Origin of the sequence: Marinobacter denitrificans (assembly GCF_008795955.1) — a bacterium.
Taxonomy (GTDB): domain Bacteria; phylum Pseudomonadota; class Gammaproteobacteria; order Pseudomonadales; family Oleiphilaceae; genus Marinobacter; species Marinobacter denitrificans.
Genome location: NZ_VMHN01000011.1, coordinates 48,944 through 64,125 on the forward strand (window position 1 = coordinate 48,944; position 15,182 = coordinate 64,125).

The window sequence follows — 15,182 nt, forward strand, 5'->3', positions numbered from 1 at the left end:
GTTGAACTGCAGCAACAAGATTCGAGGAATCACAGGAAAAGCATTCAAGTCTGGATCCGATACGGGTCCAGGCCGCAATGCTCGTGAGGAGGTTGGGAAAGACAGACGCACGAAACCAAGCAGTTGAGTATCAACTGAGGATCATGCGGTCTGTCGGGGATGCGTTCGTAGAAACGAACTGAGTTAAGGCCGTAGGCCTAGAGGTTTTTCTCTTCGCGTTCGACTTCAGCAATCAATAGCTGCTCGTTCTTCGAGTCGATGTGGGCCGCTATCAAAACGCTGCTTACTACGACAGCTGCAAAGCACGTCATAAAAATAAGCATGGAAAGCTCCATAATTAACGTCTCCTTTTGAAGGTTGGTGGATTTTTATCCGCTATTCAAGTCTTTCAGACCTGTTGGGCGGGTGATCCAGTCGCATTCGGATTCGCTCTACGGATTGCTTGTAGTGAGCAATTTTGCCAGCGCAAATGATATTCAGGCTCACAATAACTGTCGTGAGAACGAGATAGATTGCCAGTCGAAGGAGGTCGCCGTTAATCAGCAACTCCCAAAGAGCGACAGATGTTGGTGCCATCGAACTTGCGTTGACACTTAACATTGCTGCCCTCCATCGTGCATGAAGTTCAGAATTTCGAATGAAGAGTTTTTCTTTTGCAGTAAACATAATTTTCTCCGGTTTAGTGTTAAGCCAAATCGCCGTGGCGATCGCATCCGTTTCGTGGCTAGATTGAGGATGCTTATCAGGTGCCGTTGTTCGGGGAACAAGCAGCAACAAGATCCGGAGAAACCAAAAGGCGGTCTGCCCTGCCCTGAGAAACTCACAGGCACGGCAAAACACCCTCAGGAAAGGGGTGGGACTATCAAAGAGGTCTGTTTAATCTGTTTTTGGGTAAAGGAGCGCGGAGGTGCGCGATCTGGAGAGATGGGTCCCGATGAGGCGGTGTGCCGAATGACCCGGTGAGGCACTATTTGAAAATTACACCAGCCTTGTGCGAGGTACAAGGCAAAATATTGTTTCGACGCTCACAATTCTTGAATTTCTGCGAAATGCAGGCTGAGGTCGCAAAGCGAACGTTCGTCTGGAGAGCGGATTGCGCAAGTGTGGCGCTCACTGCAACTTGCGTCGATACGCTCCCGGCGCCTGGCCAAGCCACTTTCTGAAAGACTTGGTGAAGGCACTGACCTCCTCGAAATGAAGCCGCCGGGCGACGTCGTCGATACTCAGGCTCGGGTCCGCCAGAAGTCGAAGCGCGTAATCCCGCTTTAGCCCGGCCAATATCTCGTTGTAGGTGATACCCTCTTTTTTAAGCTTGCGCCACAGCCGACAGCAGGTTTTCCGACATTCCCAACTGTTCAGCAATATCCTGTTGTCTCAACCACCCGCAATCCTGGTTGAGGGCCAGCAGGCGCCGGGTCTGCCGGGTAAACGGGTCGGCTTTCGTTCGCACCAACATCATGTTCTGGTTGTCTTTGAGGATTTCGCGGATCGTCTCCTGCGTAACCGACAGCGGCAAATCTGCCAGCTTGGCATCGAACACCAACACATTGCCAGGTGCGTTGTAGGTCGGGCTCACTCCGAAAAGATAGCGAAAATGGTCGTCGTGCTCGCTTTTTGGGAAGCGAAAACGAACCTCCAGCGGCTGCAATTCCTCGCCCACAAACCAGCCAAGCAGTCGCAGCCAGATCAGTAACATACTCTGGTAAATAAAGCGGTAACTGAGGGAGCGGCGCTCGTCGAAATCCAGAACCAGTTCCACGTTGCTTGGCGTCGCCTCCAGCCTCAAACGAAACTGATTGGTGAACATCGAGAAGGATGGAGAGCTGCCCATCAACGACGAGAGATCCAGAAAACTGGCTTCACCGAACCCAGTCGAATCTACGGCTGAGGGAACAGACGCTTACGCCAGTTGCAGAAACTGGCATAGCCGATGTTCTCCTGCTTGCAGAACTTCGGGGCTGACAGACCACTGTTGCGCTGCTGGTCAACCAGGGCTCGCCACTGTTCTTCGGTGCGATATGTTCTCATGAAAGCAACCTCCTATTGGTGAATGAGAGGTTACTGTAGGAAGAAACTTATCGGGGTGGCAGAACGTCGTGGAATCGAGCCCATCATCGCCTGTTGAAACGAATTTCGAAATTGCATAGAATGAGATTGTATTTAAGTACAATGATAAAAATAAAAGATGGAAATAATAAAATGAACAGCATTCTAAATAACGCTTTAAGTCAGGCAGTAGTTTTTAAGTGCACTCACCCAGAAGTAGTCTCAGATTTTGTAAATAAAAAGATTGGCCGTCACACGATTGAACTAATGAGCAATCCAAACCCTCTGTCACGCTTGAGTTTTACAGAATTTTCCGGGCTTGGATTATCCTCTCTTTCCTATGGTAGCGAGGTTAGGATTAAAAGTCCTGAGTTAGAGAATACATTTCATTTACAAATAATCACGAAAGGCTTCTGCAATATAACTTTTAAGGACGGAGAAGTTTTTTTGGGTCAGGGTGACGCAATAATGTTAAATCCCCATGAATTAATAATACTTGATTATTCTCATGACTGTGAAAAGTTGATCATCAATGTGCCCGAAAGCGAATTTCAGTCTACTGTCCTTTCTGATCTTGGACATATTCCAAAATCAGGCATTCGCTTCCACCGAGATCCGGTAAACCTTTTTTCTTTCCCATCATTAGTAAAACTTTTCGAAGCTATACTCCTGGAGTCTGAGAATTTAGACTCAAGCCTTCTTTGCACTTCTAGCCTATACAAAGAAATCTTTGCAAAAAAACTACTGCGTACATTTAGAGGCAATTTTAATATAGATGATGATATTCAGAATATTCATCCTTGCATGAAAAATATTATCCAGTACATTGATGAAAATCTAAAAAATGATATTACTTTAGAAGAGTTATCTGACGTGTCATTGGTTAGCGTACGCTCAATTTATAATATGTTCGCCAGCTCATTTTCAACAACTCCTAGAAATTATATAAAGAACAGAAAACTTAATAAAGTTAGAGAGGAATTGTTAAGCGGTCGTGCGAAAAATATCACGGAGATTGCGTTCGATTACGGATTTATGCACTTGGGGCGACTATCGTGTGATTACAAAAAGGTATTTGGTGAGCTCCCTTCTGAAACCCGAAAAGCGGGATTTTCTCTGGAGACTCTGAATAAGTCTCAAAATCGGCGATAATCGAGGGTTGGCAGACAAACGTGAAAAATAGTCTAAGGAAGGTCTGAATAACCGCTGATTTTTGCCGATCTTGGTTTTAACCGGCAAAAAATCGAAGATTCAGACACTATTCTCCCGTTATTTGTTTATTTTTTGCCCGTTTCCCGCCATTTTGGCGAAAAACAGGCGCACTGGCCCTACGCCAGCAGGTATTTTTCACCAATCAGCAGGTTGCTGAACGCTGCCAACAAGTGCAGCCGGTTATTGTTCTTGGCCAAGCCGCGATAGCGGACTTTGTTGTAGCCGAAGACCTGCTTGATGTAACGGAAGGGATGTTCAACTTTGGCACGAACACTGGCTTTGATTTTCTCGGCTTTTAGCTTGTCGGCATCCAGCTTCTTCCGAGTACCAGGCCTTTTGGCAATGAACCAGGAGACGTTCTCGCGGTGCTTATGCTCATCCCGCTTTTGAACGCCAAGGTAACCGGCATCGCCGAAGACTCGTTGCTCCTCACCATGCAACAGCTTGTCGGTGGGCACGATGTCGTGAACATTGGCAGCGGTGGTATCGATGCTGTGAATCAGGCCCAGCGTGTCATCGACACCGATGTGCATCTTCATGCCGAAGTGCCATTCGTTGCCCTTTCTGGTCTGGTGCATTTCAGGGTCGCGCTTGCCGGTGCTGTTCTTGGTGGAGCTGGGAGCAGAAATAATGGTGGCATCTACGATGCTGCCTTCACGCAGCATCAGGCCGTTCTTCTCCAGGTGTTTATTCACCTCTTTTAACAGCATCTTGCCAAGACCGTGCTGCTCCAGGAAATGCCGGAAGTTGAGAATGGTCGTCTCGTCTGGCAAGCGGTCCAGCTTCAGACCGGCAAAGTGCCGCATGGATTCGATCTCGTACAGAGCGTCTTCCATGGCCGGGTCGCTGAGGTTATAGAACAACTGCATGCAGTGAACTCGCAGCATGGCAGACAGCGGATGCGGAGGTCGTCCGTTCTGGCCCTTGGGGCAATAACGGGCTACCTTCTTCTCCAATTGCTTCCAGGGAACCAGCTTGTCCATCCGCTCCAGAAAGATCTCGCGGCGGGTCTTGCGCTTCTTGTTCTGGTACTCGGCTTCGGAGAAGGTCATCTGATCCATGGCGGTAACGAATCCTATGCGGTTGGCGATGGCCGTATTATCGCTGATTTCGAGACTTATTCAGAGTCTCCCTTAAAACACTCCCAACCGATTGAATTACAAGTTTATCGTAAGCAATGGGATGGACTCCTCCTCTATTGCAAGCACTTTGTTTGATCGCGACTAAGGTACGACTGCCTACGTGTATCCGGTCTCTTTAATGATGCCGTATTGTAGGCATCGGACCCTGATGGGCTATCCGCGCACTGGCTCCCAATTGATTCAACGAGCTTAAAGCTCATCGTGACTACGGGGTTTTCCAGTGCCGGTTCGACCTGTTCGCCATCAATCAAAGTGCCACGCAATCGTCGTGTTGGACGCTTCCTATACCGTTTCCAGTTGTTGCCCCCACATACTCAGCACTCAAACTACCCGATCAAGCACCAGCCGCTGCAAGTTTTTCGTCATAGTCCTCTTCGCCATGAGCCAGTGCCCAGGCGATACGGGCTGTCTTGTTGGCCAATGCCACCGTCGCCACATTGATATGCTTCCAAGAGGCAAGGCCTTTCAGCCAGTGACTGAGACCGTCGTCTTTACCATCAACATGACGCAACACGGCCCGGGCTCCGTGAACGAGCAGCTTGCGCAGGTAGCTGTCGCCTCGCTTGCTGATTCCCAGCAAGCGATCCCGACCTCCAATGCTGTGCTGCTTGGGCGTTAAGCCCAGGGAAGCGGCAAAGTCATGCCCCCTGCGAAAGGCCTTTCCATCGCCCAGTGCACCCGACAAGGCACTGGCTGTCAGCGGCCCCACTCCACGTAACGTCATCAAACGCTTGGCAACAGGGTCTTTCCTGACGCTTTCAACAATCCGGTCATCAAGCGCTGCGACGCGGTCATCCAGGTATCGGAGGTCCTCAGCCAGCCCATTCAGAAGAGCCCGAAAACTATCGGTCAGCCCGTTCTCTGAATCTTCGAGCCAACCTGGCAAGGCCTGACGAAGCTGCTGGATGCCTACCGGAGCAATAATACCGTACTCGCCCACCAGTCCTCGTATCTGGTTGGCCTTGGCCGTGCGCTGCCCCACAAGCTCTTCCCGGATCCGATGTGCAGCCTGAATATCCTGCTGAGCAACCGTCTTTGGAGCGACAAATCGCATGTTCGGGCGGCTCATGGCTTCGCAGATCGCCTCCGCGTCTACCCGGTCGTTCTTGTTGCTCTTGACGGACGACGGACGTAAGGTTTGACAAATTGGGCGGCAATCAACCGAACATGATCCCCCCGCTTCTGGCGTTCCCGAGCCCAGTGGTGTGATGACGCGCAAGCCTCCATGCCGATCTCGGCACCGGCGGGTACTTTACGGCTGAGGGCATCAAGCCACTTCTGCCGAGAGTATTTGCCCTGCCATTGCGTCTTACCGTGACGGTCTACACCGTGCACGTGGAAAACTGATTTGGCAAATTCAACACCGACACGTACAGGTTCACTTGGGCTTCTCCTCATCTTCATGATGGTTGACTAATCACTCACCATTTTGGCACGTAGATGCCGGTGAGAGTTCTTACTGGTGCTTCCCAAAGACTTGGCGGAAGCTCAAAAGATGGTTGATCAGTCCGTGCAGACCTATAACACAAGACGACCACATCTGGCCCTAAAATACAAAACGCCCGACGCAGTGCACCGGGCGTTTCGATAGAAATAGGTGTAAACCTATTTCAGGACTAGACAGAATATAGCTCAATTCACCACGTTTAGAATGCGTACTTAGCCATCACTTCGACCTGCTGCCCTTCTGGAGCTAGCGGCCCAAAAGCCAAGTTATACTTACGCCACTCAACACCAACTTCCAGCTCTGGTAAAATGTTATGAATTAGGTTCATCCGCGAACTCTCGTAATTGGTCTCTGCCTGATCGTCTACCTCCACCTTAGTATAAGACACATTGGCTCGCCACTGGTCGTTGAAGACATAGCGAAAGCCGGCATTTAGGCCAGCTTGACTCACAGCATCACCATTTTCCAATTCGTCCGAAAGGGATCCGTTCACACCGACACCAGTAAACGCACCCAGACCTTCTCCATAGTGGGCATTTAGGTTTAGGCTGTGACGGCCCAGCATAACTTTGGTACCGATTGCACCACCGGCGACGAAGTCTCCATTGTCTACTTCTCGGCCACTGGCGGTCAGGATGATCTTGTGACCGCCATCCAGGTTGAGGTCGTAATTGATAGCGAGATCAGGAGTGTCGGCGTCAGCGTAAACCGGATCTTGGGCAGTTACTCGAAGCCCCTGAAACTGGTAGCTGGCTAGAGTGGTGCGGAAGTTATTACCCGCTAGTGTACCACGCGGACCTCCGAAAAAATCTAAATAATCTGTAAAGGCCACGGCCCAAAACTGGCCGGTCCAAGTCTGACCAATAGTCGTATTATCTATTTTAATAAAAGCGTGTCGCAGCCGCCAGTCATTATTCTCGCCCGGGTATAAGCCACCGTAAAAGTCCCCTTCTATGAAGCCTACCACTGTGTGTCCCTGTTTTTCGGTGACCGTTTTAAGGTTGAAACGGCTTTGGTTCGCGCGGCCAAAAATTCGGCTGTCCCCATTTTCGGGATTTTCGAAGATACCCTCAGCCTTGAGAAACCCTCCTATACTGAAAGATGTATCGTTAAAGTTACCAAGATCAATCGCATGCGTTACGGGCGCGATGCCAAAACTGGATGCGGCTACCAACATGATTAGAGACTTGCGACATTTCATTATTTTACTTCCTCTTTTTGTTTTACCAATGTAAACTAAAAAATTAATCCATATTTACTATCTTATTCCTGAACTATACGCTTAGAGCGCTTTCAACCCTTTCCAAGTTCCGGTCAATTTCCTCCGAGCTTCCTTCAAAGTGCACCTTGCCTTTGACCAACACCACGTGCCGGTCACACAATTTCTTGAGAGCCTTGATGTTCTTGTCCACCACTAGGGTGGAAATACCGGACTCCCGAATAGTGGCAATCACGTTCCAGATGTCCTGGCGGATCAGCGGTGCCAGACCTTCGGTGGCCTCGTCCAGGATCATCAGGCGAGGGTTGGTGACCAAGGCACGGCCGATGGCCAGCATTTGCTGCTCGCCACCGGACAGTTCTGTTCCCATGTTGGACAGCCGTTCCTGCAGTCGCGGGAAGGTTTCCATTACACGGTCGTAGTCCCAGCCGATCTGGCCGTCGCTGCCCGGGCGGGCGGCCATCTGCAGGTGCTCCTTCACGGTCAGGTTGTGGAACATCCCCCGGCCCTCGGGTACATAGGCTATGTCTCGGCGCATGCGCTTCCAGGTGGGTAACCTGCCGATGTCTTCGCCGTCAAAATACACGTGGCCGCTGCGAGGCGGAACGATGCCGAGAATGGACTTCAAGGTGGTGGTCTTGCCCATGCCGTTACGGCCCATCAGGCTCATGGACTGCCCCTTTTCGAGCCGGAACGACAGGTCGTGCAGGATGTGGCTGCGCCCGTACAGGGTGTTGATGTTTTTGAGTGCCAGCAGTGCCGTGCTCATGCCGCTTGCTCCTCGTCCACGCCCAGATAAGCTTCTTTCACTCGTGGATCGGCCCGTACCTCATCCACTGTGCCGGTAATCAGGTGGCTGCCGTTATCCAGTACCGTTAGTTGGTCCGAGAGCTCGAAAATGGCATCCATGTCGTGCTCCACCAGTACGATGCAGTAGGTTTTCTTTAGCTCCTTGAGCAACTTGATTATGCGCTGGGACTCCTCGTGACCCATGCCGGCCATGGGTTCGTCCAGCAACAGGATGCAGGGGTTGGTGGCCAGCACCATGGCGATTTCCAGCTGCCGCTGCTCGCCGTAGGAAATCTCGACCGCAAGGGTGTAGGTCCGGTCCTCGAGACCTACCTGCGCGAGGGCCTGTTCAGCAGCCTTCCGCACTAGCTTGTTGCTGTGGCGGGACGCGATCAGGTTGAAGTTGCCACCAAAACGGCGCTGGGCCGAGATCGCGCAGTTCTCCAGGCAGGTCACTTCCGGATAGATGTTGGTCTTCTGGAAGCTGCGGCCAATGCCGCGCCGGACAAACCTCCAGGGCTTAAGAGTGTCGATGCGCTGGCCCTTGTGGAAGATACAGCCGGAGGTGGGCTTAAGGGTGCCGCAGAGCATATTCAGCAAGGTGCTTTTACCAGCGCCGTTGGGGCCCACCACGCCGTGCAGCTGCCGGTCCCGGAACTGCATGCTGATGTCGTTGAGGGCCTTGATGCCGCCCCAGTGCTTGCTGAGGGCTTCCGTTTCCAGAACGATGTCGTTAGCCATGGTTATTTCTCCAGAAGCTTTTCCAGGTAGCCGGCAATACCTTTGCGCAGCAGGATGACCATCATGATGATGGCCGTGCCCATGAATAGCAGCCATTCCTTGGTCAGGTGCTCGAAAAAGTACTGCAGGCCCTCATAGGTGAAGGTGCCAAGGATGGCGCCGTAGATGGTGCCGAGACCGCCCAAGATGGACATGACCAGCGCCGTGCCGGACAGCTCCCAGGACAGGAAGGTCGGATTAACGAAGCTATACTGCAGGGCAAACAAGAAACCGGCATAGGCGCCCAGAGTGCTACCGATCACATAGCAGGTCAGGCGGAAAGCAAAGATATTGTAGCCCAGGGCCTCGGTACGATCCGGGTTCTGCTTGGTGGCCTCGACGATGCGGCCGAAGCGGGAGCGCAGCACCACCTTGAAGAACACCAGGGTGTTGAACAGGGAGAACAGCGCCAGATAGTAAAAGTGCTGCGGGTCATCCAGATTCAGGAAACTCAAGCCGAAGATACTCGTCTCAGGCGTCATGTAAATAAAGAGGCCATCGTCACCGCCATATTTGAGCGAATCAAAGAAATAGTAGAACGCCATCTGGGAGATCGCGAGAGTGATCATGATGAAGTAAATGCCGGTAGTACGGAGTACCACCACACCTATCACCAATGCGATCAGGGCCGAAATAATACATATATAGAAAGTGTAGACCCAGAAGTTTACGACTTCGTATTCCGGCGACAAAATGACGAAAAGGTACCCTCCGAGACCGTAAAAAAGCGCGTGTCCCAAGGTGATCAAGCCAACTCGCCCAACCAGAAAATCGAGGGACATAACAAAAATGGACATGATGATGATGGTCGATACTTTACCAACAAAAAAAGAATTGGCGTCCAAAAAAAGTGGCACAAATAGAGCCACCATAAAGAATATCGGAACGATGATACGCTCGGTTCGTTTCTCGAAAATCATGATCGGCTCCCACTTACTTGGCGAACAGGCCCTGAGGCTTAATTAACAACACCAGGATCATAAAAATATAGATAATCATATTTGCCATGCTGGGCATGAGTATCGAGAAGAAGGTGCTTATCAGTCCCACTAATAGGGCAGCAATAAAAGCTCCTTTAATTGAACCCATTCCGCCAATCACTACGACCACAAAACAGGTAATCAGAACGCTCTCGCCCATGCCAGGCACAATAGAGCTGACGGGTGAGGCGATGATGCCGGCGATAGCGGCGAGCATGACTCCAAATGCGAACACAATGGTGTAGAGACTTTTGATGTTAACGCCTAAAGCTTCTACCATCTCGCGATTTGATTCTCCGGCGCGGATCATCATGCCTAAGCGGGTACGCCCGATCACAAAGTAAAGGAGCCCGGCAATACCGACGCAGATTACTGCTACAAAAATGCGGTAAACAGGATAGGTGGAGTTATTCGTTAAGGGAATGCCACCGTCCAGGGCATCAGGCACCGAAACACCGTAAGGATCGTTACCGAACAGGATACTTTGCAGTGAATTGAAAACAAAAATCATCCCAATGGTGAGTAGTACTTGGTCAAGATGGTTGCGATTATAAAACCGTTGTATCAGAACGCGTTCAATCAGGATGCCGAGAGAAAGGACAATGGTAACCGAAAGCGCCGCCGAAACGGTGAAACTGCCGGTAACCGTGACGAAGTACCACATCAGGTAAGCGCCTACCATATACATTGAGCCATGGGCTAAATTAAGGATTCCCATGACGCCAAGTACCAGCGTCAGCCCCGAGGCAATCAGAAACAGTAACAAGCCATACTGGATGCCGTTAAGAACTTGCACAATAAAGAGTTCTGTTGTCATAAAATATCCCAATGACACTACACTACAATGAGGAATGAAGAGGCTAGGAAGTATGCCCCCCCTGGTCGCCTGCGAATCGCCCAGAGGAGGGAGAGAGCGTGAGAGGGAGCAAGATTATAATTTGCAGCCTCGGGCCGGATCCTCCAGAGCCTCAGCCGCGATGCCCGTCACTACATTGGCGCCATCTATCACTTCCCGCAGATAAATATTTTGTACGGGGTTATGAGCCCGCGAGAAGGTGAAAGCTCCACGGGGGCTGTCAATGGTCAGCTTTTCCATGACATCAATCACCGCCCGTTTGTCGCTTACATCTCCCTTAAGCTCATTGAGGGTAATGATAATAGCCTGACCGGCGTCATATCCTTGAACTGCGTAGATGTCTGGGTAATGGCCATACTCATTGTGGAAGGCTTCTCGGAATTCAAGGTTTTTTTGCACTTCCAACTGCTCGGCATAGTGCAGGGTTGTAATCACACCTTCGGCAGCTTCACCCTGAGCTTCCAGCGTGCCCTCGGTGAGAAACCCGGAACCTAACAGTGGAATATTGCCACGCAAACCCGAGGCGTCGTAGTCCTTAACAAACTTGGTGGCACCCCCGCCAGCGAAGAAAACGAACACAGCGTCTGGATCCTGGGCGGCGATGTCACTGATATGCGGCTGAAAATTGGTGGACGGGAACGGCAACAGTACCTTTTTCACGACATTACCGCCCCCAGCCTTAAAGGATTCCTCGAAAGCTTCGAGACTTTCCCGACCCATGCCGTAGTTCCAACTAATCAGGTAGACATCCCTGTAGCCCTTCTGCAGAGCGACTTTGCCCATGGGGTAAGAGGGCTGCCAGGAGGAGAAAGAAGTGCGGAAAATGTTAGGCGAACACAGCGGGCCGGTTGCCGCTGCAGCGCCGGCGTTCGGAATGATCATCACGGTATCCTTTTCACGCAGCACGTTGATCATCCCCATTGCTACACCCGAGTGAGCTGGCCCAACAACAAAATCTACCTTGTTCTGCTCCAGTAAGGAGGTTGCTAATTCGGGTGCTCGTGCAGGCTTAGCTTCCGTATCGAGTATGATCAAATCAATTTCATTTTGATGAGCATTGGTTTCATATTCTTTCAGCGCGAGCAATAATCCGTTAAGTCCAGACTGCCCCGGCCCGGCATATACGCCAGTCAATGGTTGCATTACTCCAATTTTTATGACTGACGATGCGAATGCAATACTAGAGGACAAGCTCAGAAAAAATCCCAAGGCTAATGCCGCGAAATAGGTTGCACACTTGCTCATTATTTTTAGCTCCAATTCTTGTTTTTCGGAGCTTTCATTTAAAAGCTTTTTTGTCAGATGTTGATATCCTTTTTATGCAGTTAGTATCCTCATATTGCAGTTCAACAAAATGAAACGGAAAAAACCCTCATGATCACACGGGATAAACGTCAGGCAACCACTGCTAGTGTCCCGTCCGGTTAATCCGTTTATTTATTCCTGAATCAGTGACTTCAATCGGCTAAAACTGGGCTTAAAGCCTGCAATAACAGAGCTTTAAGCGATATAATGGCACCTGACATCCATTCACCCAGTCAGTGCATTTGGCTCATGCGTACTTTCACTCTCCAGCAATCCCGAACCGAAGTCTATACACCCCATGGCGGACTGGCCTTGATAGGCCATTGTCTGAACCGGCACACGTCGCTGATCAAAACCGCTCGCACGGTCGTCAAGCGCCATGGCATTCCAAACATCGAGCTGATCCGCACCTACCTTGGCCTGATCACGCTGGGCAAGAGTGACTTCGAGGCGGTCGAGCCGGTACGCACGGATCCATTCTTCAAAACCGCCATGGGCATCAGGCAGTCGCCATCCTCCGGAGTCTGTCAACGTAGATGTCGCGTTTAAGTCATCAGCTCTTTAACAATTGACCGCCTTTTCCGGATTCAGGGTCACTGATTCCGGCAAGCTGAAGTTTCGGAGATCCCCAGACCAACGACGCGGGTTCTCGGCCTTGGCAGCCTCGATCACCTGTTTGCGCTGGGCTAGGATCTGGTCAGCCTCGCCATCATGGCGTTGCTGGGGTGTCACGTAATTCAGGGCACTGTGCCGGTGCTCGGTGTTGTACCAGCGCACGAACGCCAGCACCCAGTCCCGCGCCTCCTCGATCGTCCTGAAGCCGTTGACCGGGAACCCAGGGCGGAACTTCAGGGTTTTGAATAACGATTCCGAGTAGGCATTGTCGTTGCTCACCCGGGGGCGGCTTTTTGAGGGCGTAATGCCCAGATCGTACAGCTTTTCCAGGAAGGTCGCCGCTTTCATTGGGCTGCCGTTATCAGAGTGCAGCACCAGAGGCTTTTGCCTGGAAGCCAGGTGTTCACGCCAGTAGGCCTTCTCAATGAACTCGCTGGCCAGTTCACCGGTTTCACTGTCATAGACCTCGTGACCAACAATCTTGCGACTGTAAACGTCCAGCATCAGGTACAGATAGAACCAGGTGCCCCGTGCTGGGCCCGGTAACCAGGAAATATCCCAAGACCACAGCCGGTTGGCCTCAGAAGCCTTGTGTGTCGTGGCCTGGCGTTTGCGCTCAGGCGCTTTCTGGCGCCCTCTGGGATGGACCTGGTCGTAGTCTCGCAGAACTCGATAGAAAGTCGACTCCGAAGCCAGGTAACGGCCCTCATCCAGTTGATCGGCAACAATAAAGGCCGGTGGACAGCTTCGGTATTGGGGCTGATTGCACAGAGATACCACGGCCTGGCGCTCCTCATCCGAGAGTTTGTTGGCCGGTGTCGGCCTGGACACCATAGGTCTTTGGTCCGCCTTAACGGCCTTCTCGGCCGTCCAGCGCTGATAGGTACGCACACTCAGGTGTAGCAAGGCACAGGCCTTGACCAGCCGGGCTCCGCTGCTCTGGGCTTGTTGGACCAGAGCGACGGCCTGCTGGCGATCCGGGAGGCTGGTCATTCGTCCTCGTCTTTGGGGCCCCAGATCGCCTCGGCTTTTTTTGACAACGTCAGCAACGCCGCCGTTTCCGCCAAGGCTTTTTCCTTGCGACGCAACTCGGATTCGAGTTTTTTGACCCGTTTCTTCTCAGCCTTGGCGGCTTGCCGGTTGCGTTTGGCCTGCTCGTCAGACCGGGCATTGGCCCCCACACAGGCGGCTTTCCAGGCTTCAATCTGCTCTGGATAGAGACCATGCTTGCGGCAATATTCACTGAGCTCCGCCTCCGTCATCGGGGCGGTCTCAAGCACAATGCGAAATTTCTCCTCGCTACTCCACTTCTCGGGCGTGGCTGAGTTCGATGGCAAAACGGCACCTCGTTCTCTGGCGGCTTTGCGCCAATTGTACAAGGTTGCAGTACTGATGCCTTCCTGGCTGGCCAACTCGGCCACAGTCAGGAGTTGAGGTGGTGCCATCTTCTGGAGGATGGCTTCCTTACGTTCAGGTGAGTAATGGGGCATCGTTGTCCTCTGAAATTATCAGGCGACAACTACCTTGACGCATAGGGCCTCAGCCCGCCTGCGGCAACGGTTTGATGAAGATGCCCGAGCCCTGACGCCGCTTTTGGATGATGCCAGCGTTGAGTTTCTTCAGTCCATCGAAGCCCCGGTATCACCTCTGGCGATGGGTCACGTTGCCCTGGATATGGACGTCTTTCCCATGGACAACAGCCAGACCCGCAAAGAAGGCGTCAGCTACACCTACAAGGGCTACGATGGCTACGCACCGATAGCGGCCTACCTGGGACAGGAAGGCTGGTGCCTGGGCTGCGAACTGCGCCCTGGCAGCCAGCACGCCAATAACGGGTTTCTCGACACCCTCAACCGAGTTTTACCCCGGGCCCGGGCATTGACGGACAAGCCCATCCTGTTACGCCTGGACAGCGCACACGATGCCCGTGACAATCGCGACTTCCTGCGCGAGCAGAAGCAGGTCGACTTCCTGATCAAGTGGAATCCCCGCAGGCAGGATCCCCTGGCCTGGGCGGAGAAAGCCCAGGCTCAGAAAGCCTGGACGCTGGACCGCGACGGCAAGATGGAGGCGGTTTTATCGGAAAACCTGCCGGACGAACCCGGGTTGCGCCAGATCGTTAAAGTCACGGTGCGCACCAGCGATGCCGGTGGCCAGCTGTACCTGGAGCCGGAGGTCAGTCTTGAAGGCTGGATTACCTCTTTGCCAACTGAGGTGGCGGATGAACAACACATCATGGCGCTTTACAGCGATCACGCCACCAGCGAACAGTTTCACAGCGAGTTCAAGACCGACCTGGATCTGGAGCGCCTGCCGTCCGGCAAGTTCGACACCAACAATCTGGTTATGGCCTTCGCAACGATGGGTTACAACGTGTTGCGCTGGATGGGCCTGAGGCTGACCGCCCCGGATGCGCCGGTGCGCCACCCGGCCAAACGTCGTCGCCTGAGAACGGTGATGCAGGAGCTGATGACCATGGCCTGTCGCCTGATGCACAGTGGCCGGCAGTGGATCCTGCGCTTTGGTCGGCACTGTCCGGGCTTTGCCGTGTACCGCGACCTCTACGAAGGAATCGCCGCCTCCGGATAGGCCCGTTCGGCAGTGACCGCATCATCTTAAAGCCACCCGGGAACCATACCGGGGCAATACGCTATTGCCTGACGACCATGGTTTGATCAAAAAGCAGCCAGATCCTGGTCTCTGGTCGACTTCAGGCTGCGCGTTCCGGGCAGTCCCAACCCATTTTTAGACAATTGATGGCTTCCGTTAGCGCCGGTGACGATTTCCGGGG

13 protein-coding genes and 4 pseudogenes are annotated in these 15,182 nt (G+C 52.3%); 4 read left to right on the forward strand and 13 right to left on the reverse strand.

Translation table 11 applies throughout. The features are described 5' to 3' along the window. Positions 1 to 197: 197 nt before the first annotated feature. From FO268_RS22875 to tnpA, 4 genes are all read right to left on the reverse strand, one after another. On the reverse strand, positions 198 to 335 hold the full coding sequence (locus FO268_RS22875; RefSeq protein ID WP_157807853.1) for a hypothetical protein: 138 nt from the start codon (positions 333 to 335) through the stop codon (positions 198 to 200). Between the two features lie 775 nt (positions 336 to 1,110). After that, entirely contained in the window at positions 1,111 to 1,278 is a 168-nt protein-coding gene (locus FO268_RS20325) for a helix-turn-helix domain-containing protein (RefSeq protein ID WP_191967011.1), read from the reverse strand. Positions 1,279 to 1,306: 28 nt separating this feature from the next. After that, positions 1,307 to 1,831 carry an AraC family transcriptional regulator ligand-binding domain-containing protein gene (locus FO268_RS20330; protein ID WP_150995074.1) on the reverse strand — a complete coding sequence of 175 codons (525 nt, stop codon included), beginning with the start codon at positions 1,829 to 1,831 and terminating at the stop codon, positions 1,307 to 1,309. Between the two features lie 47 nt (positions 1,832 to 1,878). After that, entirely contained in the window at positions 1,879 to 2,028 is a 150-nt protein-coding gene (gene tnpA, locus FO268_RS22880) for an IS66 family insertion sequence element accessory protein TnpA (RefSeq protein WP_225316930.1), read from the reverse strand. Positions 2,029 to 2,199: 171 nt separating this feature from the next. Here tnpA and FO268_RS20335 point away from each other — a divergent pair, with 171 nt between their 5' ends. Next, positions 2,200 to 3,198 carry an AraC family transcriptional regulator gene (locus tag FO268_RS20335; protein WP_150995075.1) on the forward strand — a complete coding sequence of 333 codons (999 nt, stop codon included), beginning with the start codon at positions 2,200 to 2,202 and terminating at the stop codon, positions 3,196 to 3,198. A 176-nt stretch (positions 3,199 to 3,374) separates the two neighbouring features. Here the strand turns inward: FO268_RS20335 and FO268_RS20340 are convergent, their stop codons facing one another. Both FO268_RS20340 and FO268_RS20345 read right to left on the reverse strand, forming a co-directional pair. Further along, positions 3,375 to 4,319, reverse strand: coding sequence for an IS5 family transposase (locus tag FO268_RS20340; protein WP_150995076.1), 945 nt, complete (start codon positions 4,317 to 4,319; stop codon positions 3,375 to 3,377). A 415-nt stretch (positions 4,320 to 4,734) separates the two neighbouring features. Next, positions 4,735 to 5,798: pseudogene (locus FO268_RS20345) on the reverse strand (IS110 family transposase). Between the two features lie 52 nt (positions 5,799 to 5,850). Between FO268_RS20345 and FO268_RS20350 the strand changes: the two are divergent. Then, positions 5,851 to 5,991, forward strand: a pseudogene (locus tag FO268_RS20350) (integrase core domain-containing protein); the annotation flags it as partial. 55 nt (positions 5,992 to 6,046) lie between these two features. Here FO268_RS20350 and FO268_RS20355 read toward each other — a convergent pair. From FO268_RS20355 to FO268_RS20380, 6 genes are all read right to left on the reverse strand, one after another. Continuing rightward, entirely contained in the window at positions 6,047 to 7,048 is a 1,002-nt protein-coding gene (locus tag FO268_RS20355; protein ID WP_150995077.1) for a porin, read from the reverse strand. A 73-nt stretch (positions 7,049 to 7,121) separates the two neighbouring features. After that, on the reverse strand, positions 7,122 to 7,835 hold the full coding sequence (locus tag FO268_RS20360) for an ABC transporter ATP-binding protein (protein ID WP_150995078.1): 714 nt from the start codon (positions 7,833 to 7,835) through the stop codon (positions 7,122 to 7,124). Then, positions 7,832 to 8,596 carry an ABC transporter ATP-binding protein gene (locus FO268_RS20365; protein WP_150995079.1) on the reverse strand — a complete coding sequence of 255 codons (765 nt, stop codon included), beginning with the start codon at positions 8,594 to 8,596 and terminating at the stop codon, positions 7,832 to 7,834. Before FO268_RS20365 ends, FO268_RS20360 begins: the two co-directional genes overlap by 4 nt. Before the next feature lie 2 nt (positions 8,597 to 8,598). Continuing rightward, a complete protein-coding gene (locus tag FO268_RS20370) occupies positions 8,599 to 9,555 on the reverse strand; it encodes a branched-chain amino acid ABC transporter permease (RefSeq protein ID WP_150995080.1) in 957 nt (318 codons plus the stop codon). A gap of 13 nt (positions 9,556 to 9,568) precedes the next feature. Next, positions 9,569 to 10,432 carry a branched-chain amino acid ABC transporter permease gene (locus tag FO268_RS20375; protein WP_150995081.1) on the reverse strand — a complete coding sequence of 288 codons (864 nt, stop codon included), beginning with the start codon at positions 10,430 to 10,432 and terminating at the stop codon, positions 9,569 to 9,571. 114 nt (positions 10,433 to 10,546) lie between these two features. Then, the gene (locus FO268_RS20380) at positions 10,547 to 11,716 is read right to left on the reverse strand and encodes an ABC transporter substrate-binding protein (RefSeq protein WP_150995082.1); all 1,170 of its coding nucleotides are present in this window, start codon (positions 11,714 to 11,716) and stop codon (positions 10,547 to 10,549) included. A gap of 309 nt (positions 11,717 to 12,025) precedes the next feature. On the opposite strand from FO268_RS20380, the pseudogene FO268_RS20385 reads away from it, so the two are divergent. Further along, positions 12,026 to 12,313 (forward strand): annotated as a pseudogene (locus FO268_RS20385) (IS1380 family transposase); the annotation flags it as partial. A 24-nt stretch (positions 12,314 to 12,337) separates the two neighbouring features. On the opposite strand, the gene FO268_RS20390 reads toward FO268_RS20385, so the two are convergent. Further along, positions 12,338 to 13,881, reverse strand: a protein-coding gene (locus FO268_RS20390; RefSeq protein WP_150995083.1) for an IS3 family transposase whose coding sequence is annotated in 2 segments (ribosomal slippage) — positions 12,338 to 13,410 and positions 13,410 to 13,881 — 1,545 coding nt in all. Because the reading frame shifts where the segments join, the coding sequence is not laid out codon by codon here. 46 nt (positions 13,882 to 13,927) lie between these two features. On the opposite strand from FO268_RS20390, the pseudogene FO268_RS20395 reads away from it, so the two are divergent. Then, positions 13,928 to 14,980: pseudogene (locus FO268_RS20395) on the forward strand (IS1380 family transposase); the annotation flags it as partial. Positions 14,981 to 15,182 lie beyond the last annotated feature (202 nt).

What these genes read in the sequence shown, in the direction of transcription:
- tnpA (WP_225316930.1), bottom strand. Translation starts at nt 2,028, where the DNA reads ATGAGAACATATCGCACCGAAGAACAGTGGCGAGCCCTGGTTGACCAG.
- FO268_RS20355 (WP_150995077.1), bottom strand. Translation starts at nt 7,048, where the DNA reads ATGAAATGTCGCAAGTCTCTAATCATGTTGGTAGCCGCATCCAGTTTT.
- FO268_RS20370 (WP_150995080.1), bottom strand. Translation starts at nt 9,555, where the DNA reads ATGATTTTCGAGAAACGAACCGAGCGTATCATCGTTCCGATATTCTTT.
- FO268_RS22875 (WP_157807853.1), bottom strand. Translation starts at nt 335, where the DNA reads ATGGAGCTTTCCATGCTTATTTTTATGACGTGCTTTGCAGCTGTCGTA.
- FO268_RS20380 (WP_150995082.1), bottom strand. Translation starts at nt 11,716, where the DNA reads ATGAGCAAGTGTGCAACCTATTTCGCGGCATTAGCCTTGGGATTTTTT.
- FO268_RS20360 (WP_150995078.1), bottom strand. Translation starts at nt 7,835, where the DNA reads ATGAGCACGGCACTGCTGGCACTCAAAAACATCAACACCCTGTACGGG.
- FO268_RS20365 (WP_150995079.1), bottom strand. Translation starts at nt 8,596, where the DNA reads ATGGCTAACGACATCGTTCTGGAAACGGAAGCCCTCAGCAAGCACTGG.
- FO268_RS20330 (WP_150995074.1), bottom strand. Translation starts at nt 1,831, where the DNA reads ATGGGCAGCTCTCCATCCTTCTCGATGTTCACCAATCAGTTTCGTTTG.
- FO268_RS20340 (WP_150995076.1), bottom strand. Translation starts at nt 4,319, where the DNA reads ATGGATCAGATGACCTTCTCCGAAGCCGAGTACCAGAACAAGAAGCGC.
- FO268_RS20375 (WP_150995081.1), bottom strand. Translation starts at nt 10,432, where the DNA reads ATGACAACAGAACTCTTTATTGTGCAAGTTCTTAACGGCATCCAGTAT.
- FO268_RS20335 (WP_150995075.1), top strand. Translation starts at nt 2,200, where the DNA reads ATGAACAGCATTCTAAATAACGCTTTAAGTCAGGCAGTAGTTTTTAAG.